General features: G+C 55.2%; 27 protein-coding genes. 23 read left to right on the top strand and 4 right to left on the bottom strand.

What is annotated here, in order from left to right:
- Positions 1–91: 91 nt before the first annotated feature.
- Positions 92–1,192: a hypothetical protein gene (locus FJV47_RS11245; RefSeq protein ID WP_159612955.1), complete on the top strand. Its 1,101-nt coding sequence runs from the start codon at positions 92–94 to the stop codon at positions 1,190–1,192.
- Between the two features lie 9 nt (positions 1,193–1,201).
- On the opposite strand, the gene FJV47_RS11240 is transcribed toward FJV47_RS11245, so the two are convergent.
- Entirely contained in the window at positions 1,202–2,092 is an 891-nt protein-coding gene (locus FJV47_RS11240) for an SDR family oxidoreductase (protein ID WP_159612953.1), read from the bottom strand.
- 313 nt (positions 2,093–2,405) lie between these two features.
- On the opposite strand from FJV47_RS11240, the gene FJV47_RS11235 reads away from it, so the two are divergent.
- From FJV47_RS11235 to rraA, 19 genes are all read left to right on the top strand, one after another.
- Entirely contained in the window at positions 2,406–2,672 is a 267-nt protein-coding gene (locus FJV47_RS11235; RefSeq protein WP_235026424.1) for a Rho termination factor N-terminal domain-containing protein, read from the top strand.
- 35 nt (positions 2,673–2,707) lie between these two features.
- Complete coding sequence (locus FJV47_RS11230; protein ID WP_159612949.1) at positions 2,708–2,863, top strand: hypothetical protein; 156 nt, start codon at positions 2,708–2,710, stop codon at positions 2,861–2,863.
- Positions 2,864–2,948: 85 nt separating this feature from the next.
- The gene (locus FJV47_RS11225) at positions 2,949–3,269 is read left to right on the top strand and encodes a hypothetical protein (protein ID WP_159612947.1); all 321 of its coding nucleotides are present in this window, start codon (positions 2,949–2,951) and stop codon (positions 3,267–3,269) included.
- A 48-nt stretch (positions 3,270–3,317) separates the two neighbouring features.
- Positions 3,318–3,644: a 4a-hydroxytetrahydrobiopterin dehydratase gene (locus FJV47_RS11220; protein ID WP_159612945.1), complete on the top strand. Its 327-nt coding sequence runs from the start codon at positions 3,318–3,320 to the stop codon at positions 3,642–3,644.
- Between the two features lie 299 nt (positions 3,645–3,943).
- Complete coding sequence (locus tag FJV47_RS11215; RefSeq protein ID WP_159612943.1) at positions 3,944–5,677, top strand: ABC transporter ATP-binding protein; 1,734 nt, start codon at positions 3,944–3,946, stop codon at positions 5,675–5,677.
- Positions 5,678–7,762, top strand: coding sequence for an ABC transporter ATP-binding protein (locus FJV47_RS11210; protein WP_159612941.1), 2,085 nt, complete (start codon positions 5,678–5,680; stop codon positions 7,760–7,762).
- A 149-nt stretch (positions 7,763–7,911) separates the two neighbouring features.
- Complete coding sequence (locus FJV47_RS11205; protein WP_159612939.1) at positions 7,912–8,817, top strand: LysR family transcriptional regulator; 906 nt, start codon at positions 7,912–7,914, stop codon at positions 8,815–8,817.
- A gap of 165 nt (positions 8,818–8,982) precedes the next feature.
- Positions 8,983–10,059, top strand: coding sequence for an FUSC family protein (locus FJV47_RS11200; RefSeq protein WP_159612937.1), 1,077 nt, complete (start codon positions 8,983–8,985; stop codon positions 10,057–10,059).
- 174 nt (positions 10,060–10,233) lie between these two features.
- Positions 10,234–10,998 (top strand): aquaporin Z, encoded by a 765-nt coding sequence (gene aqpZ / locus FJV47_RS11195; protein ID WP_159612935.1) that lies wholly within the window; start codon positions 10,234–10,236, stop codon positions 10,996–10,998.
- A 173-nt stretch (positions 10,999–11,171) separates the two neighbouring features.
- Positions 11,172–11,942: a CPBP family intramembrane glutamic endopeptidase gene (locus FJV47_RS11190; RefSeq protein ID WP_159612933.1), complete on the top strand. Its 771-nt coding sequence runs from the start codon at positions 11,172–11,174 to the stop codon at positions 11,940–11,942.
- 3 nt (positions 11,943–11,945) lie between these two features.
- Positions 11,946–13,157 carry an MFS transporter gene (locus tag FJV47_RS11185; protein ID WP_159612931.1) on the top strand — a complete coding sequence of 404 codons (1,212 nt, stop codon included), beginning with the start codon at positions 11,946–11,948 and terminating at the stop codon, positions 13,155–13,157.
- Positions 13,158–13,314: 157 nt separating this feature from the next.
- On the top strand, positions 13,315–14,619 hold the full coding sequence (locus tag FJV47_RS11180; RefSeq protein WP_159612929.1) for an SH3 domain-containing protein: 1,305 nt from the start codon (positions 13,315–13,317) through the stop codon (positions 14,617–14,619).
- A gap of 37 nt (positions 14,620–14,656) precedes the next feature.
- Positions 14,657–16,027: an MATE family efflux transporter gene (locus FJV47_RS11175; RefSeq protein WP_159612927.1), complete on the top strand. Its 1,371-nt coding sequence runs from the start codon at positions 14,657–14,659 to the stop codon at positions 16,025–16,027.
- 45 nt (positions 16,028–16,072) lie between these two features.
- Positions 16,073–17,293, top strand: a complete 1,221-nt coding sequence (locus tag FJV47_RS11170; protein ID WP_159612925.1) for an alpha-hydroxy acid oxidase — start codon at positions 16,073–16,075, stop codon at positions 17,291–17,293.
- Positions 17,294–17,389: 96 nt separating this feature from the next.
- A complete protein-coding gene (locus FJV47_RS11165; RefSeq protein WP_159612923.1) occupies positions 17,390–18,001 on the top strand; it encodes a hypothetical protein in 612 nt (203 codons plus the stop codon).
- Between the two features lie 537 nt (positions 18,002–18,538).
- The gene (locus tag FJV47_RS11160) at positions 18,539–19,132 is read left to right on the top strand and encodes a DUF308 domain-containing protein (RefSeq protein ID WP_159612921.1); all 594 of its coding nucleotides are present in this window, start codon (positions 18,539–18,541) and stop codon (positions 19,130–19,132) included.
- Between the two features lie 38 nt (positions 19,133–19,170).
- Complete coding sequence (locus FJV47_RS11155) at positions 19,171–19,464, top strand: hypothetical protein (RefSeq protein WP_235026423.1); 294 nt, start codon at positions 19,171–19,173, stop codon at positions 19,462–19,464.
- Between the two features lie 89 nt (positions 19,465–19,553).
- The gene (locus FJV47_RS11150) at positions 19,554–21,035 is read left to right on the top strand and encodes an amino acid permease (RefSeq protein WP_370515037.1); all 1,482 of its coding nucleotides are present in this window, start codon (positions 19,554–19,556) and stop codon (positions 21,033–21,035) included.
- Between the two features lie 236 nt (positions 21,036–21,271).
- Positions 21,272–21,748: a ribonuclease E activity regulator RraA gene (gene rraA / locus FJV47_RS11145; RefSeq protein WP_159612917.1), complete on the top strand. Its 477-nt coding sequence runs from the start codon at positions 21,272–21,274 to the stop codon at positions 21,746–21,748.
- Between the two features lie 15 nt (positions 21,749–21,763).
- Here rraA and FJV47_RS11140 read toward each other — a convergent pair whose 3' ends face one another.
- Together FJV47_RS11140 and FJV47_RS11135 are read right to left on the bottom strand one after the other, a co-directional pair.
- Positions 21,764–22,075: a hypothetical protein gene (locus FJV47_RS11140; protein ID WP_159612915.1), complete on the bottom strand. Its 312-nt coding sequence runs from the start codon at positions 22,073–22,075 to the stop codon at positions 21,764–21,766.
- A 96-nt stretch (positions 22,076–22,171) separates the two neighbouring features.
- On the bottom strand, positions 22,172–22,474 hold the full coding sequence (locus FJV47_RS11135) for a hypothetical protein (protein WP_159612913.1): 303 nt from the start codon (positions 22,472–22,474) through the stop codon (positions 22,172–22,174).
- A gap of 82 nt (positions 22,475–22,556) precedes the next feature.
- On the opposite strand from FJV47_RS11135, the gene FJV47_RS11130 reads away from it, so the two are divergent.
- Positions 22,557–23,132 (top strand): TetR/AcrR family transcriptional regulator, encoded by a 576-nt coding sequence (locus FJV47_RS11130; protein ID WP_159612911.1) that lies wholly within the window; start codon positions 22,557–22,559, stop codon positions 23,130–23,132.
- A gap of 9 nt (positions 23,133–23,141) precedes the next feature.
- Here FJV47_RS11130 and FJV47_RS11125 read toward each other — a convergent pair whose 3' ends face one another.
- Positions 23,142–23,699 carry a CGNR zinc finger domain-containing protein gene (locus FJV47_RS11125; RefSeq protein ID WP_159612909.1) on the bottom strand — a complete coding sequence of 186 codons (558 nt, stop codon included), beginning with the start codon at positions 23,697–23,699 and terminating at the stop codon, positions 23,142–23,144.
- A gap of 119 nt (positions 23,700–23,818) precedes the next feature.
- Here FJV47_RS11125 and FJV47_RS11120 point away from each other — a divergent pair, with 119 nt between their 5' ends.
- Together FJV47_RS11120 and FJV47_RS11115 are read left to right on the top strand one after the other, a co-directional pair.
- Entirely contained in the window at positions 23,819–24,796 is a 978-nt protein-coding gene (locus FJV47_RS11120; RefSeq protein WP_159612907.1) for a DMT family transporter, read from the top strand.
- An 84-nt stretch (positions 24,797–24,880) separates the two neighbouring features.
- On the top strand, positions 24,881–26,464 hold the full coding sequence (locus FJV47_RS11115; protein WP_159612905.1) for a GMC family oxidoreductase: 1,584 nt from the start codon (positions 24,881–24,883) through the stop codon (positions 26,462–26,464).
- The last annotated feature ends 55 nt before the right edge of the window (positions 26,465–26,519 follow it).

Raw genomic sequence — 26,519 nt, 5'->3', positions numbered from 1 at the left:
GTTTCCCGATGGAAGAACCCAATGAGAAATGTTCCACTGAGACCGTACACATTTCTAATGGACCAGTAGTGCCTGCATGAAGAGGAGCCAGATGAGCGACGTACCTACAGCGATACGCACCGTTGGGATCATTGCTGATCCGGGCATCGCCCAAACGCTGGCGTCTCGGGCTTCGCAGAAATTGGAAGACCGGTTGAACCAAGCCGTCGATGCATCGTATAAGTGGAAAATCCATGTAGATTCGTACACCTTACCCATGGGCAAATCTGGTCGAGTCGCCCTGAATGACAAGGTTCCGACGCTGCGTGAGAAGCACGGTTGGAATTACATCATCTATCTCACCGATGTACCGCACTACGTCCAAGACCGTCCGGTGCGTTCGGTGGTTAGTTACCAAGAATCGTCTGCTGTAATCAGCGTCCCCAGTTTAGGCTTTGCCCGGCTAAGTGTACTCATCAAGCATCTGGCTAAACTGATTCAGGAACTATCTACCGGTCAGCCTCCCGTCGCTCCGCCGTCCCAGTTGCGTAAAAAGATCAGCATTGAAGCTAGCTTGCCCGACGGAGAGCAATCACAAGACCGGGTAACGAGCATTGAAGGTCTACGTGGTCGGCTATTGCTGATTGGCGGGATGATTCGCAGCAATCGGCCGTGGAGGCTGGTACCCAAATTATCCTCAGCGATGGCCGGTGCTGTGGCCACTGGAGCATTCGGTGTGTTCTATACGAGCATCTGGTCAATGGCCGATTACCTATCCACCCCCAGGCTTGCCTCAATAACAGTTTTCAGCATTTTGGTGCTCACCTTGTGGCTCCTGTTGCACAACCGCCTATGGGAGAAACCAGAGGGGAGTCGGCGCCGTGAACGACTCATTATTTACAACACCGCCACGGTGCTTACTGTTGCCCTCGCAGCCAGTGCGATGTACATACTGCTGTTTATTGCGCTAATGGCTGGTTCGCTGATCGTGATTGACCAAGATTACTTAGCCTCCCAGTTGGCTCACGAAGTGGGGTTGGCTGAGTACTTCAACCTGGCTTGGCTGGCCTCGTCCTTAGGGCTACTTGGAAGCGCCGTCGGATCCAGCTTTGACGACGTGGCCCGCGTTCAGCGGGCCACGTTCAGTCAACGCGAATACGAACGGCGAAACATGGAGTTTTCCATAGATAACTCTGAAGCCGACTCAGCTTAGGGAATTTGTCTAAGGCTGATTTTTGCCGCCGTTGACGTGAATGGTCGAGCCAACGATGTAGGACGCTTCATCACTGGCCAGGAATACATAAGCGGGAGAAACTTCCACAGGCTGCCCTGCACGGCCAAGCCAGGTATCGTGCCCGAATTCTGGCAAAGCTTCAACGGGCTGACCATCCGAGGGTTGCAAAGGAGTCCAGATAGGACCCGGTGCCACGGCATTGGCACGGATACCCTTCTTAGCCGCCTGTGCAGCCAGAGACTTCGTGAAGTTACTGATAGCTCCCTTGGTCGCGGCGTAGTCCATCAGATTATCCGAAGGGTCAAAGGCTTGAATTGAGGTCGTATTAATAATCGACCCGCCCTCAGGGATAACCTTCAACGCAGCCCGAGACAGGGCGAACATGGCAAAGATATTCACGTCGAAGGTTGCTTCGACTTGGTCGTCACTAAGCTCTTCAAGAGAGTCAACGCTGATTTGCTTACCTGCGTTGTTTACTAGGATGTCCAAGCCACCTAAAGCCTTGGCCGCCTGTTCAACAAGGGAATCACGGTAGGTCCTGTCGCGCAGGTCGCCCGGGAAATGCTCAACCTCCACACCCGCGTCTTCTAATACCTCCGCCACCGATAGCGCATCCGAAGCTTCCACTGGCAAATAAGCCAATGCAACGTCGGCACCCTCACGAGCAAAGGCGATTGCCACCGCTGCACCAATTCCCGAATCACCGCCAGTAATCAAAGCGCGCTTACCCTTGAGTCTGTCGTGGCCTTGATAGCTTCGCTCGCAGTGATCTGCCTTGGGAGTCATTTTGCTGTCTAAGCCTGGTTCGGGCTGGTGCTGTTCCGGCGGGCTGATCCGTTCTTTTCCTGCCCGCTGGGAATCTGTGGATTGCTCTGGCATATGAAGTCCTCCTGCAGCTGGTGAAAATTTCGGACGCGACATGAGCCTCGTCCACGAACTCTTTCATTCTTCTCGCGAGATCCAGTTTGGTGAAGCCCGAGTGCCTGGCTTTGAGAAAACAGCCAGTTAGTACTGCATGGGACTTCAGTTTCTTGAATGGGCAATTCTGATGTGTTAACCATGGTTTCTGAGTTCTGACATAAAACCGTGCCGACCCCCTTTTATCTAATGCGACAGTTAGTTAGCGTGGGTCGCGTAAGGACTTGTAATCATCAATGGACGTAGCGCCATGATCCACAGTCGGAGGTACCAAGTGGCAGGCAAAGCTCAAAGCCCTATTAAAGATGAAGAGCTCTATGAAGAACTGCGCGATGAAGGCAACTCCAAACAAAAGTCAGCACGCATCGCCAACGCAGCAGCTCGCGACGGTCGCTCTGCAGTAGGTAAACGTGGTGGTAAAGCTGGCGATTATGACGATTGGACAGTGGCAGAATTGCGTAGCCGCGCTGCGGAAATTGGAATCTCTGGACGATCAAAAATGGTCAAAAGTGAACTGATTGAAGCCTTACGTAACTCCTAAGAACGCAACTCTCTCACGAAGCGGAGGACACAGCGATGAACGATCGAAAGAACCCAGAAGAGGGCGCGCGAACCACAGAACCTGACGCCCCTGCAGAACCCGGCGATGAGCGTGTGGTGCATCGCGGGGAAATCAGCGAAGCCAACGAACAATCAGAAGATCCAACCGATGATCGATTTGATGCGGGCTAGAAATTTCGACCAAATAACTACCCCCGCCGTTGTCCTTGACGTCGGGTCAAGCAATATCCAAGCACAATAAGAATGGAGAAAGCTCATGGGATTTTTGGACAAAGTCAAAGAACTGTTCGGTCAAGCCGCCGATAAGGTAAAGGACCCAGATCAGAACTTGGTTGAAAAGACGTGGCCCGCTGGCGAACCCGATGATGAACACGTGCCACAGGACGGTCAGTCGCTACCGGGCGTAGACGAGCAACTTCCTGAGTCGATGGATGGTGAAGGACAATCACCTGTGCCAGAACAGGTGGATCCAGTTCTTGGCGTTGATCCAGAACTGGATGCGGACCCGCAACTCGAAAACGGTCCAGAATTCAGTGCCGACTCCGAGGGCGATGCACCTGAGGACTTCCAGCGCTAAGCACTGGGTGAAACCTGCATCAGAGAACACCACTATGGAAGGTGCAGAATGAGCGACTCAGACATTCTCGACAATCAACAAGTCACCGACTACTTGGTGGATCTGCCTGACTGGCGACTAGTCGATGACGCGCTTCGAACGGTATTCGAAACTAAAACTGCGGCTCTGGCTATTGAGCTATTCGGTGACATCGCTGCGGCGGCGGAAACAGATAATCATCACCCCGACGTTGACTGGCGCTACAACCGGCTGTTTGTTTCCATCACGTCCCATGATGTTGGGTCGGTAGTGACCACGCGAGACATTGCCCTGGCTACTAAGATCACTGAAAGAGCCGAGGCTCGGCGTGCTATCACGCGAACGGAGCTGATCTAAATCAGCGCAATGTACCAAAGGATGGTGCGATCGCAATTGCGTTCGTCGATACTTTCCCGGGAAAGCACCCGCCAAATGCAACTGAAGATGTGCTTGGACGAGCAGCGATAAGATTCGCGCGTCAGGCCTGGGCCAACGCAGAAGTTTTGATCACGATGACCGATTGGTAAAAATCAATCGCAAGGATGGTTCTACTAGTCGGTGCACCGGGTTAGGCTAGTAATCGCTCTTCAATCATCGCGCCCTTAATCCGAAGTGGTCTGGTGCCGGAGAGCCTGATGCCAGCGAGGATTTTCCACATGCTTCTCAAGCTCATCTTGAAACATTCCAAGCCTTATACGGGCTGGATTATTGCCGTAATCATTTTGCAGTTGGCCACCACCATGGCCACTCTTTACCTCCCCAGCCTGAACGCCAAAATCATTGACGTAGGCGTCACTACCGGCGATGTCGACTACATTTGGCGTACCGGCGGACTAATGCTCATCGTGGCCCTCGTACAGGTTGTCACGGCTGTTGCAGCCGTCTACTTCGGGGCCAAAACCGCCATGAGCGTGGGCCGCGACGTTCGACAGTCAGTCTTTGAAAAGGTCTCTACCTTCTCAGCTCAGGACGTCAACAAGTTTGGCGCCGCCACTTTGATCACCCGCGGCACCAACGACGTTCAACAAATCCAGATGCTGACCTTGATGGCGTTGAACTTCATGGTCAACGCACCGATCATGTCCATTGGCGGCGTGATCATGGCCATCCGTGAGGATCCAGGACTGTCCTGGCTCGTTTGGGTCTCGGTGCCATTGGTATTGATTGTTGTTGGCCTGCTGGTTATCAAGTTGATGCCACTGTTCCGCGATATGCAGACTCGCATTGACGGGATTAACGGAGTTCTGCGCGAGCAGATCACCGGTATCCGCGTGGTCCGTGCCTTTGTGCGTGAGAACCATGAAACCGAACGTTATGCAGATGCCAACCAGAAGCTGACCGACCTTGGCGTCAAGGTTGGTAATCTCTTCGTGCTGATGTTCCCGGCCATCACGATGATCCTTCACCTTTCCACTGCGGCTGTGCTGTGGTTCGGTGGTCACCGCGTGGATAACGGGCAGGTCGAAGTTGGTGCGCTGACCGCGTTCTTGCAGTACATGTTGCAGATTCTGATGGCAGTCATGATGGGTACCTTCATGGCCATGATGATTCCCCGTGCCATGGTTTCAGCCGACCGCATCTCTGAGGTGCTGGACAGTGAACCATCGATGCAGGACGCGCCAGACCGCGCAGTTCAGCTTCCCGAACCAGGCACCGTGGAATTTAGGGATGTGACTTTTGGGTACCCGGGTGCAGAAGCGCCGGTGCTATCGAATATTTCCTTCACTGCTAAGCCGGGGGAGACTACCGCAATCATCGGTTCTACCGGTGCCGGCAAGACCACCTTGCTCAACTTGATTCCACGTCTGTATGACGCCACCGAAGGCGAGATTCTCATTGGTGGAGTGCCACTAAGGGAACTGGGCCGTGAGACTATTTCACAGAATATCTCCTCAGTTCCACAGCGGCCCTACTTGTTCTCCGGAACTATCGCTAGCAACCTACGCTTCGGTGCTCAAGATGCTGAGGAAGAAGACTTGTGGGAAGCCCTACGCATCGCGCAAGCTGAAGGGTTTGTCGCCGAGCGTGAAGGGCAACTGGACTCCAAGATCTCTCAGGGTGGTACCAACGTCTCTGGTGGACAGCGTCAACGTCTATGCATTGCCCGAGCCTTGGCCGCCAAGCCAAACACCTACCTCTTTGATGACTCGTTCTCCGCGTTGGATGTCAGCACAGATGCCAAGCTACGTGCAGCGTTGGCAGAACCAACCAAGGACGCAGCGGTAATCATCGTGGCCCAGCGTGTTTCAACCATTACTGCAGCGGACCAGATCCTAGTGCTGGACCACGGCGAAATTGTTGCCCGAGGAACCCATGACGAACTCTTGGAAACTTCGGAAACCTACCAAGAAATTGTGACGTCCCAGCTGAGCGTGGAGGAGGTGGCCTAAATGGCGAAGAAACAGAAAAACGTTGAACCTGAGCAGCTTGATCAAGAGCTAGCAGCCGTTGACGAATTTGAAGTAGCTGCCGGTGCAGATGACTGGAGCGGTGGCGCACCTACCCGTAAGGCTGAGCACTTCTGGCCATCGGCAAAGCGCCTTGTTGGGCTGATGTCCCCCTACAAGTGGGGCATGGTTCTGGTCTTTGCTTTGATCACCGTATTCGTCGTTCTTTCGGTGATAGCGCCGCGCGTTCTGGGTAAGGCCATGGACGTCATCTTTGCTGGCTTGATTGGCAAGAATATCCCGGCAGGAACTCCTGCGGATGTTGTCATTCAGCAGATGCGTGACGCCGGCCAAAACACCCAAGCTGACATGATGTCTAAGGTGGATTTTGTGCCCGGCCAGGGCATCGACTTCACCCAGCTTTCGCACTATATCCTGATCGTGTTGTCCATGTACTTTGTGGCTTCACTGTTCTCATGGGCTTCGGGCTGGTTGCTGAACAAGCTGGTCATGCGCGTGGTGTACAACCTGCGCAAGGATGTTGAAGACAAGATCAACCGTCTTCCGTTGAACTACTTTGATACCCGCCAGCGTGGTGACCTGCTCTCACGCGTCACTAACGACGTGGACAATATTCAGAACGCATTGCAACAGGCGCTGAGCCAGTTGGTGCAGTCCATCATGACGGTCATCGGTATTGTCATCATGATGTTTGTTGTCTCCTGGCAGATGGCACTGATCGCTCTGGTTGCCTTGCCACTCTCCGGTGTAGCTGCCGGGTTCATTGGTTCCAAGGCGCAGAAGCTGTTCACCGCGCAGTGGAAGAATACCGGTGCACTGAACGGTCAGATCGAAGAATCCTTCTCCGGCCATGAGCTGATGAAGGTATTCGGCCGCGAAGAAGATATGGTGGAACGTTTCACCACCCGCAACGAAGAGTTGTATAAGGCAAGCTTCGGAGCCCAGTTTGTTTCCGGCATGATCATGCCAGTGATGAACTTCGTTTCCTACCTGTCATACGTTGGTATCGCTGTGGTTGGCGGTCTGCGTGTGGCTTCGGGAACTATGAGCTTGGGTGATGCGACCGCGTTCATTCAGTACAGCCGCGAGTTCACTCAACCTCTGGGCCAGATTGCCGGTGTAGCTAACATGCTGCAGTCAGGCGTGGCCTCGGCCGAGCGTACCTTCGAGCTGTTGGATGCTGATGAGCAGGAGCCGGATGAAGTCCGTGCATCGTTGCCAGCACGCACCGATGGTCACGTGTCCTTCCAGAATGTCACCTTCTCTTACACCCCAGAGAAGCCTTTGATCGAGAACCTGTCCTTCGATGCGGATCCGGGCCACACCGTGGCCATTGTCGGTCCGACCGGCGCGGGTAAAACCACGCTGGTGAACCTAGTGATGCGCTTCTACGAGTTGAACTCGGGCAAGATCATGGTTGATAACCACGACGTTACCCAGATCTCTCGTGCAGATCTGCGTTCCAAGGTGGGTATGGTGCTCCAAGATGCGTGGCTCTTTGGCGGTTCCATTATGGAGAACATCCGTTATGGACGTCTGGATGCTACCGATGAGGAAGTCATCGAGGCAGCTAAGGCGACCTTCGTCGATCGATTCGTTCGTGCCCTTCCAGATGGCTACGACACCATCATCGATGAAGAAGGCACCAACGTCTCGGCCGGTGAAAAGCAGCTGATCACTATCGCTCGTGCCTTCGTGGCGAACCCGTCGCTGCTGATCCTTGATGAAGCCACCAGCTCGGTGGATACCCGTACCGAGTTGTTGGTGCAGCATGCGATGGCTGCCTTGCGCAGTGACCGTACCAGTTTCGTGATTGCCCACCGCCTGTCAACCATTCGTGACGCTGACACCATCTTGGTGATGGAAGCTGGCCGAATTGTTGAACAGGGTAATCACGAAGAGTTGCTGAAAACCCAGGGTGCGTACTACCGGTTGTACCAGTCGCAGTTTGCTGGTCCTGCCGAGGACGTGGATTCAAATCCTGATACCGCGGCCGTGAACGCTGTGACAGCAGGTGCTCCAGTAGTTCCTGACCTGAGCGAAGAAACGAAGGAAGAAACCGAGTAGTTTCTGACTTTGAAGCTAGCCCCGAAACCAGCAACATTTTCTGGTTTCGGGGCTTTCTTTCTGCTAGAAATTTCATCTGAGGAAAGTCCTCTGTTAGTTGGAGGACTAACGATGGCTGGTCATAGCAAGAAAGGTGATGCAATGGACTCATGATGCTTCGACAACTGGAATACCTGATTGCACTATCGAGCGAGCAGCATTTTGCTCGTGCGGCCGAAGAATGCGCAGTTTCCCAGCCTGCACTTTCTGAGGGTATTCGGAAGCTGGAGAAGGAACTCGGAGTACCACTGGTTCGCCGTGGCCATGCTTTTCAGGGGCTCACCGTTGAGGGTGAGACCGTGCTGAAATGGGCACGAAAGCTAGTGAAAGACCATGAGTCACTAAAACAAGAAGTGACGCATCATCAGGCCGGGCTAAATGGGACGCTACGGGTGGGAACAGTACCGGCAGCCTCATCCACGGTCGTGGCGCTCACCGATGCGTTTGCCCGTGCCCATCCGCAGGTAAAAATTAAGGTGCAGGCCAGTCTTCACTCGGCGGAGATTGTTCGACAGATCAGAAACTACGAACTTGATGCTGGGCTGATTTATGCCCAGCCTCAGGATGTGGCTGGGCTACTGAGCTTTCAATTGTATTCAGAAGAGCACGTTCTACTGACCGCTCCGCAGATGCAAATCAGACAGTCACCCAATTCGTGGTCCTCGGCGTTACAACTACCGCTGTGCCTGCTTGATTCATCACTACGAGGACGGCAAGTGCTAGATCAGGCTCTTTCGCAGCACGGCATGAAAGCAACACCTCGAATCGAGTGCGATTCGATCGTTACGTTGTTGGCGCACGTTTCAACGGGACATTGGGCCAGCATCGTCCCACGTCAGTGGTTGCCGCCGATAGGTGCTCTTCCCGGCATAGTGCAGACCCGCTTGGACGATCCAGAAGTTACTTCGCAAATCTCGTTGGTTATGGAAGATGGCGAACCATTAAGTCTTATGTCGCAAGCATTAACGAAGCTCATATCCGAGATTTTCCCGCAGAAAATACAGCGTGAACAGTAATGATAACTATTTCTTATGAACTGATTGGTTCTGATTGTTTGATCTGATCAACTCAGATCCTCCAAGCTGATTGCAGCACCCACTCGCCTCGCAGTGGGTTACCTGTATCAAACACGAGGAGAGAACCTTGGATCAGTATGTTGTCCCAAAGACAGCGAATTCGTTGTGAATCTCGGACGCAGCTTCCTCTCTCCGCACCTTGCACCAACGCTGCGATCCAAGCTGAGCCCAATAGCGAACTGGCAACTTTTCATCATTTCGCATAGTCCCGAAATCAGGCCTGCGCTGCGTGTAGGGATCGGACTTGCGATTCCAGGAACCGCGCTGTTACTGACCGGCCGGGTTGATCTGCTCGCCTACGCTGTCTTCGGATCTGTTGTGGGCATGTACGGGCGAGATCCCCGTAGGCTACAACGACTCAAGAATCAGCTCCTCGGGGCTGCCCTGATGCTCTGTGCAGGAATCTGCGGAATAGCGATGGCACCACTGGGCTTGCACGGATGGGCTCTGCTGGCCGGAGGAATTTTTTGGGCGGTGCTCAGTTCGGCGGTAGCGGATCATCACGGGTTGAAACCCGGTGGGGCCTTCTTCCCACTCTTTGCTTTCGGAGCGTTAGGTACGCTACCTGTGGGGGAAACGCCGGCCATCGATGGGATGATCGCTTTCATTGCCACCGCGCTATTCAGCATTCTCTTGGGGCAACTTGCACGGTTTGGGCCGGCAGGCGAACACGGCGTTGAAACGCTGTCCATGCCGTGGCCCAACATCTTGCGCCGGTCCGCAACATATCTCGTGGTGATTTTCGTAGCTGGAGCCATCGGCATCAGCTTTCAGGTGGAGCATTTGCAATGGACCATGGCTGGGGCGGCCGTTCCATTAGCTGCTGGCCATGCACGAGGCAGAATCAAACGCGGAGCTCATAGAATTGCCGGAACACTTGCCGGGATCGGTGTACTGCTGGGCCTTCAGCTGCTGGAACCGAGCGAACTAATTATCGGGTGTTGCATCATCTTGCTCATGTTCCCAACCGAGGCGTACATGGTGAGAAACTACGGTCTGGCACTGAGCTTCTTTACGCCGCTGATCATTCTGATGTTGCAGCTAGCCAATCCATTTATTGGCGCCCAGATGATGTGGGACTGCGCAATGGGCAATCTGTTGGGTGTTGTCGTGGGGATTTTGGTAGCTGCAGTTATTGAGCGTAGGCCAAGGCAGCAATACTCCAGTGGCGCCATCGGATGATGAATCGAGCAACAACTTCGAAAGATCAGCGCTGAGATTGAGTGTTAACTATCTGAGTAGAGAGTAGTTCACGAGATATACGGAAATATTTGGCACAATCCCTATCTTTGGTCTCAGTCATGTACCTAAGCTGGCCTTGAACTCGCAATATTCATCGAGGAAAGGGAAGAAAGCATGTCAGATATCGCCGTGCCCACCGTGGGCGCAAAACTTTCGGCAGAATTCTTGGGCACATTTGTGCTGGTCTTCGGTGGCTGTGGTTCGGCCATCTTCGCGGCTAAGGTCTTGGCCGATAATTCAGTGAACATGGGAATCGGATTTGTCGGCGTTTCACTGGCCTTCGGTCTGACCGTGCTGATCATGGCTTACGCCGTGGGACATATTTCCGGCGGACACTTCAACCCAGCGGTCACCCTAGGTACGGCTTTCGCGGGGCGTACACCATGGAAAGACGTTGGACCTTACATCGTGACCCAGATCGTTGCAGCTTCAGTAGCTGGCGCAGTGCTGTTCTGGATTGCTTCGGGCAAGGACGGGTTCGACGCAGTTGAGTCGGGCTTCGCTTCGAACGGCTATGGGGACCGCTCGCCAGATGGGTATTCGTTGGTTGCCGCCTTGGTTGCGGAAATCGTACTGACCGCGATCTTCCTTTACGTCATTCTTGGCTCCACCGACGAGCGTGCGCCTAAGGGATTCGCACCCATCGCCATTGGTCTGTCGCTGACGTTGATCCACTTGGTCTCGATCCCGATCACCAATACTTCGGTCAACCCAGCTCGCTCCCTTGGCGTTGCATGGTTCGCCGGTCCAGAAGCTCTGGGCCAGGTCTGGCTGTTCATCGTCGCACCGATCATTGGTGCTGCCATTGCCGGTGTTAGCTACAAGGTCCTGTTCCCAGCATTTGTGGACAAGGGCCGCGAGGGCTTCGATCGCAACTAGTTTGAACTGAGCAGTGGATGCAGCCATTGCTATACGAGACCCCGTGGTTGGTGTTGTGCAGACAGCGTCCGCCCCGGGGTCTCGCCGTGTACGCGGTGTCATGTGAAGTGATTCAGAAGTCTGGTGCCTAACAGTTTTCAGCAATCCACAGACAACACGTTTAGGCTTGTACCATGCAACAATGGCCAGAGCACCCAGTTCAATATATGGCTGTACGGCCTAAGCAACGCGTCTTCAACGCTGGTAAGTTCACCAAGGGTGACTTGTTTACGGTTATTGCCTACGTGGTCCTCTTTATTGGTGGCGGCGCAAGCCTCATCACCTTGATCCCCGGCTACATGTCCGCGTTTGATACACAAGAGCAGGCGCTGTTTGGTATCAACCTCATTCTGTATGTCACCTTCTTTATCCTCGCGATGATCCAATGTGGTCCGCAGTTCTTCGAGTCCTTCAAAACCATGAGATACAACCCGTGGGCCAAATGGCTGATGTTGCCCGGTGGCTGGTTGCTGACCATCATGATCAATGCTCTAATCGCAGGGCTGACCGGCCAAACTGTCACCAGTGAAAATCAAGCGGCTCTGGAGGGCATGGCCACCTCAGTCCCGCTTCCCATCATGTTGGTAGTGACCGCATTCTTTGGCCCTTTTGTTGAAGAGTATTTCTTCCGTCATCTGCTCATTGGCAAACTCTCGCGCAAGGTCAACGTCTGGATCACCCTGGTGATCTCCACTGTTCTGTTCGCCGGGATTCACTTCATCGGCGGTGGTGTGGGATCGTGGCTGGAAGTTATTCCTTACCTCATGCTGGGCATCATGATGGGACTGGCTTACATTCTCAGCGGCAAGTCCATGGCGTACTCCTACATGTTCCACGTCCTGAACAACACCATCGCCTTGCTGGTGGTGTACTTGCTGTACCCGCTACTTCCTCAAGGAGTTTAGTCAGTGTCCTTCACCGGTCACGAACCACGAACACCTGCCTACCGAGGTATGTTGCTGGCACTGTTCGCCAGCGGTGTTGCCACCTTCTCGCAGCTTTATGCAGTGCAGGGATTACTCCCGGTCATCTCCGGATATTTCAACGTCACCTCGTCCCAAGTTGCTTTGGCTGTCTCCTCGGCCACCCTGGGTTTGGCCCTTGCGGTGACACCGTGGGCCATCATTTCGGATCGCATCGGTCGGCGCAAAGTCATCTGCGCGGCGTTGATTGCCTCGGTATTGTTGGGGTTGCTCAGCACGCAGTCACCGAACTTTGAAACCTTGGTGACCATCCGATTCTTTGAAGGTGTTGCACTGGCTGGGGTGCCAGGTTCTGCCTTGGCGTTCTTGGTCGATGAGGTCAACCCGAAGGCGGTTGCCGTGGCCAGCGGAACCTACATATCCGGAACCACCCTAGGTGGGCTGGCCGGACGACTGGTAGCCAGCTTCGTGGGAGAACCAGCAGGCTGGCGCTGGGGGATTGCAGCGGTGAGCATTATGGCCGGGCTGGCCACGCTATTCTTCTTGCTCAAAGCCCCCACCGCTCAAGGGTTTGCACCTATTAGGGGCCAGAAGCTCAAAGACATTGCTTCCAAATTTGCTCTCGCATTGCACGGGAAAATGGCGTTGGTCTATGCCCAAGGCTTCTTATTGATGGGTGGCTTTGTCGCCGTGTACAACTACCTGGCGTTCCGTCTGGAAGCCCCGCCATATTTGATCCCCTCCTCCCTGGCCGCGCTAGTTTTCCTGGCGTACCTATCGGGAACTTACACCTCGGTGGCCAGTAGCAAAGTGGTGGCAAGAATCGGACGGCGAAACACCCTGCGCCTGAGCATTCTGATCAGCGCGATCGGTCTGGCCTTGACTTTGGCTGGAAACCTCATCGTGATTGTGATTGGTCTTCTGATCTTTACCGCCGGATTCTTCGCCGCGCACGCGGTGGCCAGCGGCTGGGTTCCGGTGCTGGCGCCGCAAGCGCGCGCCCAAGCCTCCAGCCTCTACAACTTGTTGTACTACGTGGGGTCCTCGGTCCTCGGGTGGCTGATCGGCATCCCGTTCTTGCACTATGGCTGGGCCAGCGTGGTGCTCAGCGTGATCCTCTTGCAGGGGGTTGCCATGATTCTGGCGTCCTTCCTTTCCAAACGGGATCCGTCCTTGGGCCCACGCAGTGATAGCTGATGATCATCAAATAATCGCTACTCACAGACGCAATGTGTCAAGAACGTCATGCATTGCCTGCGAGAAATATAGACTGGTCACAGAGGAAATCTGACTCTCATTCGCCGGGCATCGTTCGGTGATCCAGGAACTGACCTAACGGTAGCGGGGAACCAAGTTGATTAAACCACGGCGCGTTGTCGCCACCTTGATTAGCGCCGTGGCTATCGGCGCACTGTCCATTATTACTGCCACACCAAGCACCGCGACCAATGCTGCGGCTGCTGTGGAAGTTGCACTACCTGCTGCTTCAACGAACATCACCGAGGTTAGGACGACGGCCAATCTCAATCTGCGTTCCTCTGCCGGTACCAGTGGCCGAATTCTGAAGACCATTCCCACGGGCAGTAGCGTTCCGGTATCTGACGTTGCATCCAATGGCTGGTACAAAGTCACCTACAAGGGCATGAATGGCTGGATCTCGAACAAGTACGTCACGGTGACCGCCAAGACATCGGAATCAACCTCAAAGAATACTGATGCTTCATCAGTGAAGTCAGTGAACCTGTGGCTGGCAGCCACGAGCAAGGTCAATATCCGCAAGAGCCCGAACACTTCCTCAGCGGTGGCTGGCAGCTTGCCGAAGCATGCGGCCGTGAAGGCTACCTCGCGCGCAGCCAATGGGTGGTACAAAATCACCTACAAGAAGACCACCGGATGGGTCTCGAATCAATACGTGCTCACCTGCACCAAGGGCTGCCAGGTGGATACCGGAGCTTACTCCACCAACCGTGCCGGGCTGACCGACAGGTACTACACCAAGGTCGCCGGCGCCGACCTCTATTCGGCTGCTGGGAAGCGACTGCGCATTGGTGACATCCCCAAAAACTCGGTGGTGTACCGCGACCTGAAATGGGAGAAGGCTGGCGGGCAAGTCGCTGGCTGGTACTTCGTGCGCACCCAGGGCATGGATGGCTGGATGAAAGCCTCCCAGTTGGGCCGAAAGAGCACCGCGACCACCTCGAATTCTCGCGGCTACACCCGTGCCAGCGTCATGAAGCAGAAAAACGGCAAGATCCCCGCATCGATGCTCGTCGCCATCTCACGGGATAAGGAAAAGACCTTGATTGCTGCTCCCGCGGCCAAGGACCTATCCCGACTGAATACCGCTTTTAAGAAGAAATTCGGTAAGAACCTGGACATTGATCTGGCCTACCGCACGCTAGAAACGCAACAGTACTACTACAAGGAACTAGGCCCCTACATTGCGGCCAAGCCAGGCACGTCCAACCACGGGTGGGGACTGGCCATCGATGTTCCAGAGTCCTACGACTATTCCTTTAGGGGCAAGTACTACAAGTGGCTGAAGGCCAATTCCAAGAAGTACAACTGGATTCACCGCAGCAACCTTGAAGAGTTCCGTGCCAATGGAACCCGTAACCCGTACGCCGAAGCTTGGCACTTTGAATACAACGGAAAATAGGTTGCGCTCGTCCGCCAACTGAGTCACTAAATGGTCAATGTCCTGCCCGCTTCGTAGAGTGGAAACTGTGAGCTCCTCAACATCCGCCGATTCCCCGAAAAGTATCTCTCGACAGATCCTTGCCCTAGCCCTACCCGCCCTGGGCGCGCTGATTGCCGAGCCGCTTTTCCTGCTGGCGGATTCGGCCATTGTCGGTCACCTCGGGGTTAACGAACTCGCAGGTGCCGCACTGGGCACCACGGTCTTGCAAACCGCGGTGGGGCTGATGATCTTCTTGGCCTATGCGACCACCCCCGCGGTGGCCCGAGCCATCGGTGCGGGCAATCGGCAGCAAGCCATGGCCGCCGGACGCGATGGCATGTGGTTCGCCGTAGCCTTAGGTGTGCTGCTTTCGGTGCTAGGTTTCTTCACCGCACGACCGCTGGTCCACGCCATGGGAGCCGAAGGTGTAACCGCCGACTTCGCGGTGGACTACATTCATTACTCACTACCCGGACTGACCGCAATGCTGCTGGTGCTGGCTGCCACCGGCGTACTGCGCGGAATGCAAGACACTAAAACCCCGCTGGTGGTGGCCACCGTGGGCTTTGGATTGAACGTGGTGCTGAATTTTGTGCTGGTGTACGGCGCGCATATGTCGGTCGCCGGTGCGGCCCTTGGCACCTCCATTGCCCAGTGGCTGATGGCCGCGGTGTACCTGTGGATGCTGTTACCGCGCATTCGTGAAGAGCAGGTTTCGCTGGCGCCGAGCTGGGCCGGATTCATCTCCACCGGTCAGGTCGGCTCCTGGCTCATGGTGCGCAACCTGACCATGCGCGCAGCCCTGCTACTGACCGTCTTTGTGGCCACCAGCGCTGGAACTCAAACGCTGGCGGCCCACCAACTGGTGTTTACCATCTTTAGTTTCCTTGCCTTTGCCCTTGACGCTTTGGCCATTGCTGCCCAAGCAATGATTGGCCAAGAGCTGGGGCGCGGGGACGCGCAACGGGTACGCAAGTTGACCGGCATTATGAGTCGGTGGGGCATCTACTTTGGCGTGGTCACCGGCGCCCTGCTCTTGGCCACCGCGTGGGTCTTCCCGATGATGTTCACCCCCGATGAGCAGATCAGGCACTTGACCACGGTAGGACTGTGGGCGCTGGCATTGTCCCAACCTTTGTGTGGACTGGTGTTTGTGCTTGACGGGGTATTGATTGGTGCCGGCGATGCCCGCTACTTGGGTTTGGTCAGCGTGCTGAACTTGGTGGTGTACCTTCCGATGCTGTGGGCGGTCTACGCGCTGGCGAAAGATCCACAAGCATCGATCTGGTGGATCTGGGTGGCCTTCGCGCTCGGGTTTATGGCTTCGCGCGGTATCACCTTGTCGGTGCGTGCTCGCGGCACCGCATGGATGCGCTTGGGGCAGTAATACTAACTTGCAATCACTGTAGCTTTCGAAGCGAGGGAGAGAACCATGGGAAATCTGAAACGGCAGATGCCAGATGTGGCAGCACTGACTAGCCTCATGAAATTCAAGGTGCCATCCCTTGATCGCCGAGCCACACGACTTGCAGGTGCAGCTGACATTTGGGATCTGAGAGCCATCGCCAAACGTCGGACCCCGAAGGCCGCCTTTGATTATGTGGACGGGGCTGCCGGACGAGAGATCACCGCGCAACGGGCCCGCCAGGTCTTTGACTCGGTGGAACTACTGCCCAGGATTCTGCACGGCACCGCACACTCGGATCTATCCACGACGATCGCCGGGGCACACAGTGCGTTGCCCTTTGGGATTGCACCCACGGGCTTCACCCGGTTCATGCATTCTGAAGGTGAGATCGGTGGGTCGAAAGCTGCCCATAAGGCGGGGATCCCCTTTACCCTCTCCACCATGGGTACCCGATCCATTGAAGAAGTCGCGCAGGCGGCGCCCGGAGGCGTGAACTGGTTTCAGCTGTACCTTTGGAAAGATCGTGAGAAGTCGCGCGCGTTGGTAGAAAGGGCAGCCAGAGCTGGCTTTGATACGTTACTGGTCACCGTGGATACCCCGGTGGCTGGCCAGCGTCACCGCGATACGCGTAACGGGATGAAAATCCCGCCGGAACTGACGCTGAAAACTATTGTTGATGCGTCGTATCGTCCAGAATGGTGGTTCAACTTCCTGACCACCGATTCGCTGAAGTTCGCTTCGCTCTCTGAATCTTCGGCCGATCTTCCTTCCATCATCAATTCCATGTTTGATCCTTCCTTGGACTTTGATGACTTGAAGTGGATTCGGGAATTGTGGAAAGGCAAGCTCTTCGTCAAAGGTGTGCTCACCGCCGAGGACGCTGCCAAAGCGCAAGCCGCCGGGGCCGACGGGCTGGTGGTCTCCAACCATGGCGGACGCCAACTCGACCGTGCGCCGATCGCCTTCGAAGCGCTGAGCGATGTCCGTGCCGAGGTGGGCCAGGATATGGAGATCATTCTGGATTCGGGCATCATGTCCGGTGTAGATATTGTCGCTTCACTCTGTGCTGGCGCAGACTTTGTGCTGATCGGCCGGGCTTATCTTTACGGTCTGATGGCCGGTGGGGAACAGGGAGTCACTCGGGCCATCGAGCTACTAGCCAAGGAAGTGGAAGTGGCCATGCAACTGATGGGTGCTGCCTCCATCAAGGACCTTGACGAGCATTTGATTCGCCGGCACTGGTAACTGGAGGGCACCGCCTTAGGCTGAGAATTGCCGCCACATCATTTTTTATGAGCAAATCGTTTGAAGGGCCAACTGTACGGGGGTGCCATACAAACTATGGGCAGCGCGATGGAACAGTACCTCATCAATGAAGTCAACCGACAGACCCGTCTTACAGAGGCTGCGCGCAATGCCATGTTGTCTTCCGCCGCCCGCCGGCCGGAGGGCATTTTTGGGCTTCATGCAAGCGGAATGAGTGTTCGTGCCATTGCAAGCAAACTCGGGTGCAGCCCTGCTGTAGTTCAGAGCGCGATAGCGCAGGCGCGATCGTCTAGACCCCAAATTGCTCGTCGGGAAAATCGAGTGGCCTACGAATTGCACCGAGCGGTCGCTACGCACCTAGATGAACGGCCCAACGAGGTCATTTCCAAGACGATGGAAAACGTTGCGAACATGCGTTCCAAGAAACGTGACCCATTTTCGTTGGGATGGGTTTCATTGTGGGAACAACTTCTTCAGGGAGACCTGGAACGGCTGAAGGAGTCCATGCTTGAAATTAGTACAGATGCAGAAGATTTGCGTCAGATGTCTCCATTCTCGGGAGTCCTTAGCGATGGTGAGCGACTTTTAGCAATCAAGAAAGCTGCCAAGTATGCGTCGAGAATAACTGGAAATCGAAACGGGACTGGCGAACCCCGACATCGTGATGAAGCGCATGACAACGCTTGAAAATGCACGTTCAACTCGGGCGCAGCAGCGATTTTCTTAACCACGTGACCGTTGCACGCCCCTTGGGTAAGTGGGAGAAACAAAGTGTGTTCCAGCAATGGAACGTCGGGGATGTGGTTTTCCGTATCCTTGTAGGCACCTTTATAGGTGCGGAGCTCAGTGTTGGTACCACTGAACTCCGCGGTCGAATGACCAACCAATTAGAGGGCTTCAATAATGAGCCTCAGCAAGGCCACGATAAGTCGAGAAACCTTGAGAATGAGTTCGGCTTTCGTGGCCTTTGGCTTGCACCCACAAGCCGATCTGCCCGGGCGACGAGCGCACCAGCCATGAGTTGAGCTTCGAAGAGACTCACGGATCGTGCGCCCGCCTTTCGATCTTCACGGCAAAAGGGCCAACAGTTCAGGCGCTTTGCCCCCGAACGCTGACACCTACAGCGTAGAGCTCGAGAAGCAAACGTAGTTCTCACATCCACAGGCGGCCAGCACCAGCCTCACTGAACTGGCGGTTAGTTCTATGCGCGGTAGAATAGAAATTGTGCCTGCACCAACAACCACCCCAGTTCAAGCCGAAGAAGTATTCCGCCCAGTAATGTTCCGCGGCGTAGCTGCGCTCGTTTATGCACTGCTCTCGATCTTCTGGATCGGTGCTGACCAGAACGCTCTGGCTTACACAACGGCCGCATTCTTTGTGGTCACCGGCGCATTAATGTGGCAGTACGTAGCTGTCGACAGTGCTCCAGCGAAGTCTCGCAGTCCCTATGTCTTTGGTGCTGGGTTGATGCTGCTGGCAGGTATCGCACTGATCTTTGTGGGCTCGGTGGCGTGGATTTGCTACATCGCTGCCTTCGCATTTTTGGTTACCGGTATCGCCGAACTATATGTCTTTGCGAAGTTGCGCGCCGACTTCCCACCGTTTAGAAACCAGCTGGTTACCGGTGCGGTAGGCGTGATCTTGGCCATTGCACTGAGCCTGTCCGGCGGCATGGATGCCCACGGCCTATTCGGTCTGATTGGCGGCGGCACCATTATCTTTGCGGTCTTTGAGCTGATTGCTGGCTTTGGCCATCGTCACGAAATCAAGGCTGCAGTAACAAAGAACAGCGATACACCAGAACCGGAAAGCAACTAGGCTTAAGGTCAGCAGGAAAAGTAGAAACGGAGTTCTTGGTGGGAAACAACAAGAAGAAGCAGCCGTGGAGCCAATCGATCAAGGGCCCGCTGAGCTTCTCGCTGGTGATGGCGCTCATCGCTGGAATCGTCGGCTTGGTCAGCTCCACCGGCGGATCATCTCATCCGCTGCGCTTCGATATTGGGCTTGCATGCTTCGGCATCGCCTTTATCGCCTGCCTGCTGGTCATCTCGGTGATGACCATGGCTGGCAAGGAGAATGATCCTGAATTGGGCAAGGGAACCGGCGTGAACCGATCCTCCTTGAACCCTGACAAGAAGTTTGAAGACTGATAATAGAGCTTGACCACGCAGCACGCGCTGGGACTGTCCACTATCGATAGTCCCAGCGCGTTCTCGTTTGTCGTAACCCGGATCAAGGATTGACCGTGAGTAGCACCAGCACCACCCCTGCAGCAGGCCGCACCCCACTGGGCAAGCAACTACGCCGCCGCAAGTCCATCAAAGCAATGGGCAACGACGCCGCTAATAACTCTGGCCTCGGGCAGTTGAAGCGCTCCCTAGGCGTGATGCAACTGGTGATGATCTCGGTTGGCGCCACCCTTGGTACCGGCATCTTAGTCATCCTTGGGTCCGCGGTGCCGGTCGCCGGCCCGGCGATCTGGATTGCTTTTGTGCTCGCGGGTATCACCGCGTTACTTTCGGCCGTCTCCTACGCCGAGATGGCAGGCATGGTTCCGGTCTCCGGCTCCAGCTACTCCTATTCTTACGCCACCCTAGGCGAAGGCGTGGCTTGGATCTGCGGTTGGTGTTTGGTCCTGGAATACGCGGTCTCAGCGGCTGCCGTTGCTGTGGGTGCCGGTGCGTACGTGAATCAGACCCTGCAAATCTTTGGACTCTCACTTCCTGATTCCTTGGCCGGCGGTCCAGGTGAGGGCGGGGTCATCAACCTATCGGCTTTGATTGTTGTGGTTTTGGCGACGCTGTTGCTGGTGCGTGGTGCCCGGGAATCAGCGCTAGCTAACACCGTGATGGTGCTCGTGAAGATCGCTATTTTGCTGTTCTTTGTCATCGTCGCTTTCACCGCGTTCAACGCCGGAAACTTCGCCCCACTGCTGCCTATGGGGGCGGCCGGCGTGACCGGTGCAGCCTCCATGGTCTTCTTCTCCTACATTGGTTTTGATGCCGCTTCCACCGCCGGTGAGGAAGCCAAAAACCCGCAGAAGGATCTGCCACGGGCCATCATGATCGCCATGCTTTTGGTGACCGCGATCTATGTGCTGGTGGCGGTGGCCGCTATTGGCGCCCGTGAATGGAACTGGTTCGCTAGCTCCGAAGCTGCCTTGGTGCAGATAGTTTCCGAAATCACCGGACAGAAATGGCTAGTGCTGGTCTTTGCTCTCGCTTCGGTGATTGCGATTGTCTCGGTGGTGCTCACGACCTTGTACGGTCAGACGCGCATCCTGCTCTCCATGGGCCGCGATGGTCTGGTGCCTCGCCTCTTCGCCAAAGTCTCGCCCAAGACGCACACCCCGGTGAAGGGCACCTGGGTGACCGGACTGGTGGTTGCTGTGGCCGCGGCCCTGATTCCCTTGGGCCAGCTAGCCGAAGCCACGAGTATTGGTACGCTCTTTGCTTTCGCCTTGGTCGGTGTCTCGGTGATGTATCTGCGCAAAACCCAGCCTGATACCCCGCGTACCTTCCGTGTGCCCCTGTACCCGGTCACTCCGATCCTTGGCATCGCGGCCTGCCTGTTCTTGATGCTGAACCTGGCCGGAATTACCTGGGTAGTCTTTGGCATCTGGATGGTTGTGGGTATCGCGATTTACCTAGGCTATGGTCGACGTCATTCGCGTTTGGGTGCGCTCGATGCGAAAGCCTACCAGGCCGAGCTAGACCTCTAAACTACGGGTTCCCGAGTGCCTCGGGGACTTTGTATAGCGTGGCTGGATTCTGTGCGCGGTTGACCTACATGCATGGCTGTGCGCACATGTAGCCTTATACGTTTTTCGGCTGATGATCTCCCTGCTCCGGTAGCTGTCGTTCGTTGCCATAGTTCAGATTTCTGTACGGTACCTAGAGCTCAGGCTCCGCGACTATGCTGTGTTGTGGAACACCTTCACTATTTTGAGGAGCTCTCATGCAGCAGGAATCAATTGGCACCGCCGACCTCTACGATCAGCAGGGTGATGCTCTGGCATCGATCTCGGTACAATTTCAGGACTTTGGTGGACGCCTTGCCTTCCATGGTCCAGCGCGCACAGTGAAGTGTTATGAAGACAATGGACTGATCAAGGAAATCTTGAGTTTCCCCGGCGACGGGGCAGTGCTCGTGGTAGACGGTGGCGGTTCCCTGCGTTTTGCATTGATGGGAGACATGATCGCGGCCAGTGCTGAAACCAATGGCTGGGCCGGCGTCATCATCCACGGCGTGGTACGAGACCGCGCAGCATTGGCAGAGCTAGACCTAGGTATCAAAGCGCTAGGAAGCAATCCGCGCAAGACCGTCAAGCGTTCGCACGGCACCGTAGATGAAGTGATCACCATCGGGGACGTGCAGGTACGTCCCGGGGCGATGGTGTACGCGGATATCGATGGGATTCTGGTAGAGCGCTAGGCGAGTAGCACTTGGTTACCGCTCTTGGTCGCCCGCCGACTCCCACTCGGTCCGGAATTCTTCCGGGCTGAGGTTTTCTAGATCTTCGCGGATTTGCACGATCAACCGTTCGGCCTCTTCAAGGCTAGAAGTGGTCATGCGCAAGAGGACTGAGTCATCAACACGGGAATGGACAACTACCTGTGGCTCGTTCGCCTCGAATTCACCGTCTCCGAATGACGCTGAAGCTAAGGCGACAACCCAGCGACCTGCGGCCACGAGGGGATTGTTGTGCCCAGCTTCCAGACGTGCCTCGTAGTCATCTGATGCGTGCAATTCCTCTGACATGACCTGTCCTTTCAGCGACTTCAACTCCGGATTACCGGTGGTGTGTTCATCATAGGGGTCGTAGCGGGTTAAACGCGAGAATTGCGCGAGCGCGAGTTAGCCGATGCCTTGAGTCTCTAGCTCTTCTTCTACTTCAGCATTGGAGCTCTCGCGTCGTGCTGCACGGGTAGGGAGCTTTGCATGTAACTTGAGCAGACCCGGCACAGTGAAGTACACGGTCAACGGAACAACCACCAGCGTGAGTACGAGCGAACGAAGAATTGGGTGCCATGGTGGAGCGAGCCACGCCAAAATCGACATGCCCAAAGCAACCATCGGGAAAATGGCAATCCAGGTTAGTACGGCTCTGGTGTGGACCGAAGGCCCGGTGGGTACCGGTTTTTGGCGCGCGGGTTTCATCAATCTCCAACTGGTTGTTTGGTTACAGCTTACTGACAGAACTAACCGCCTCCAAACGTTTAGTTGGAGATAGAATCGCCTTATGGGTTGGGACACTGAAGCGACGCGTCAGAAACTACTGGCCGCTGCCATTGACGAATTTGCGCAGCGAGGCTTTGCCGGAGCCAGGATCCAGGATATTTCGAAAAAGTCCGGCTGCAACCGGGAACGGATCTACTTCTACTTTGGCAACAAAGAAGGTTTATTTGAAGCAGCATTGATTCAGGCGCTGTCCACGACTCTCGACTCAACATCGGTGATTGGGTCTGGAGTGCAGAGCGTCATCGATTTTGCTGTTACCTATTTCGACTTTTCCCAAGCTCACCCGAACCTGGCCCGGTTGACCTTCTGGGAAGGGTTGGAACGTGGCGTAGCTGTAGGTCCCACGGAACGATCCCTACGAGCGCAGGCCAAAGTCGAAGAAATTCGATATGCATTGGGCCTAAACGATGTAGCGGTGGCGCAGAACCTACTGCTCACGATTGTCACGCTGAGTAATTCACTGCTCGTGACCGAGAATATCGCTGAAGTGATTCTGGGGGCCGAGCAAAAGGAGTTGCGCAAAGCCACATTCATTCAGGCAGTACGTGCGATCGTCCTTGAAGCTTCCAGAGCCTAGAACAGCGACTTACATGTTCTCCTGGGCCTTAGTAGATTTACGCGCGCGATAGGCGCGAACATGTTCACGGTTGGCACAGTTGCCGGTATCGCAGTACAGCTTTGAACGGTTTCGGGAGAGGTCCAGGAGTGCTTTCTCGCAGTCCGAGGATGCACAGATTCGAAGGCGCGGAAGACCATCCGCGCGAATGACTTCCGCCAGGGCCATTGCAGCGTCCACCGCGAGCCGGTCGTAAAGCGGGGTGCTGGTCGTGGTGGCGTGCAGGTGATACCCGAGGTTTTCGCTTTTGATCAGCTGCGGTTGCGCGTTGGCATTGCGTAGCAAATGATTCACCCGGGATACCGCGTCTTCTTCATCCCCGGTCCAGATGCTCTTGAGCTGGGCACGTAGCTGGCGGATAGAACGCAGCTCGGATTGATTGTGTGCGCGGCTTCCTTCAAAGTTCTCGGAGTCAAGGAATTCGTCCAGATCAGCGACGGTGGAGAGCATATCGATAATTTGAACCTCGGTATTCAAAAGATTCACGATGGTCTTCAAAGAAGCTTCAATATCTGGTGCGAAAGTCATAATTCGATCCTGAACGTGCGGTGGATTGACTGCCCTACAAGCCTAACCGTAACGTCATGCCCATATGCTTTGTTGCCCCTGTGCTGGGCAGAAATTCTTCGAGAAAGACGTCACCACCCATGAGCGAGGCCACCGGCCCAGTCGTACCTGCGAGAACTGAGAGCTCCGCGCTGCAAACAAGCAACCAATCAAAGGGGATTTGGATTGCTCTGGCATCGTCGGCGGCTTTTGGAATCTCAGGTTCTTTCGCCAAAGGACTGTTTGAAGCGGGTTGGAGCCCCACCGCGGCCGTCGCCGCCAGAATGGCTGGCGCGGCGATCATCCTAGCGATCCCTGCAGTCATTGCCATGCGTGGACGATGGACTCTGATGCGCACCAACTGGCTGTCCATTCTGCTCTTTGGTCTCTTCGGCGTTGGCGCGTGTCAGCTGTGCTATTTTTTGGCTGTTCAACGCCTAGACGTTGGAGTTGCATTATTGCTGGAGTATCTGGCTCCGGTGCTGATCGTTCTTGTGCTGTGGGTCAGGCATCAAAAGCGACCTTCGATAGTCACCATCGCAGGTGCCGTGATGGCGTTGCTTGGGTTGGTTGCAGTGCTGGATCTGACCGGCGCCACGAAGATTGACCCTATCGGTGTGCTGTGGGGATTGGGCGCAGCGGTAGGGCTCACCTTCTTCTTTTTCATTAGTGCCAAAGCCGATGGGGGACTGCCTCCCATCATGCTCTCCGCCGGCGGAATGGCAGTTGGTGCACTGTCCGTACTGGTCGTAGGTGGGCTGGGTATTTTGCCGATAACGTTCGCTGCCGGAACCGGGTCCTTCGCCGGTTACCCAACCCCGTGGTGGGTTGCGTTGATTGGTCTGATTCTGATTGCCACCGTCTTTTCGTACACTACCGGGGTGATGGCAGCTAGGGAGCTGGGCTCCAAAGTTGCTAGTTTCATTTCATTGACTGAGGTCCTCTTCGCGGTGCTGTGGGCATGGCTACTGCTGGCCGAACTGCCGGGGCTTGTCCAGCTTTTCGGGGGCCTATTAATTGTGGCTGGCGTAGTGCTGGTTCGTGTTGATGAATTGCGGGCGGTACGTAAGGGGCAGTAGGCGTGAGTTGCCTTTTGCGCTCAGAGACAAGGGCCCTGCGCCAGATGACAATCATCGAATCAAGAGCACAGACACACTGAATCTATGACTTCGCAGCACACATCGAGGTGGGCTGACGGGAGAGAAAGTGGGTTTGTCGTGGGCGATGTATCAGTCATTGTGGTCGGTGCAGGTTCAGCAGGGTCGGTGGTAGCTCGGCGTTTGATCGATGCAGGAGCCGATGTCACGGTATTTGAAGCTGGCGGAGAAGATTCTAATCCGGCCATTCACGATCTCTCGCGCATGGGCGAACTCTGGCATAGCCCAGATGACTGGGATTACTACACCACGGCCATGGCCGGTACTGCTGGCAAGCAAGTCCACTTGCCCCGCGGCAAAGTTCTGGGTGGATCCCATGCACTTAACGCGACCATTTGGGTTCGCTGTGCGCCGCAAGACTTTGATGGGTGGGCCAAGGAGTGTGGGTCATCCTGGGCTTGGGAAAATGTTCTCCCGGTGTATCGAGAAATTGAAAACTTCTCTGGTGGCAGCAGCGAAGTTCACGGTACTGACGGTTTGATTCCTGTCGATAACGACTATCAGTTAGATGACATTCATGCCTCTATTGTTAAGGCCGCGCAGCAGTCGGGCGTCGAATTCAACCCAGACTACAACTCGGGGGTTCTAGAGGGCGTCTCCAAAGAGCAAGTGAATATCGTTGACGGTCAGAGAGTTAATTCCTATAAGGCCTATCTGAAGCCTGTGCGAGGAAAAGCCACCATTATTACCGGTGCTGAGGTCCATTCCCTCATCCTGGACAAGGGCAAAGTTGTTGGCGTTAACTACCGTCAAGACGAACAAATGCATCAGCTACTGGCGGACCAGGTGGTGTTGAGCGCTGGGGCTTTGGGTTCTCCCCAGATCCTGCTGCGCTCTGGCATTGGCCCAGCTAATGAACTGGAGAAGGTTGGGGTGAACCCGGTCCATGATTTGTCTGGCGTTGGAAAGAATCTACACGATCACCTGCTGGCACCAGTTATCGCTGAAACGACAAAACAAGACATTCCAGCCCCGCGTCCGGGAGTATCTGTGTCGCAGTCGCACATGTTTGCACGATCCCGTGAAGGTCTTGAAGTTCCCGATACCCAACCGATCTTCTTTGCCGTGCCCATGTACTCACCGGGGATGGAACCTACTGAAGGCACCGCACTGACCTTGCATTCTGGAATCGTCACCCCCTACAGCCGCGGTGAATTGACACTGAGTGGCCCGGGACTTGATGATCCAATCCAAATCGATCTGAACGCGCTAGATGACCAACGAGATATGGATGCGTTCTTATTCTCCATCAAGCAATGCCGCGACATGTTGCAGCAAGATGCCCTGCAAGAAGAATGGGGTGCGAAAGAAATCTATCCAGGGACCGATGTCCAAAGCGATGAACAACTCGAAGACTACATCCGTAATAACGTGGTCACCTACCACCACCAAGTCGGAACCTGTGCCATGGGCACGGGTGAGGACTCCGTGGTGGATCCGCAGTTGCGGGTGCAGGGCCTGCAAGGATTGCGCGTGATTGACGCGTCGATCATGCCAAAGATTACTACAGGCAATACCAACGCGCCATCGATTCTGATCGGCGAACTCGGTGCCAAGTTCATGCTCGAGGAACTGGAACTGAACGGCTAGAGAAGGCGCGAGGATCTATGACAGGCCTTACTTGGCCTCCGACCTGAGGATTGGT

The sequence above is a fragment of the Glutamicibacter sp. JC586 genome, assembly GCF_009805585.1.
Taxonomy (GTDB): domain Bacteria; phylum Actinomycetota; class Actinomycetes; order Actinomycetales; family Micrococcaceae; genus Glutamicibacter.
Note: the sequence above shows the minus strand (reverse complement) of the source record. Positions and strands in the feature narration are given on the sequence as shown.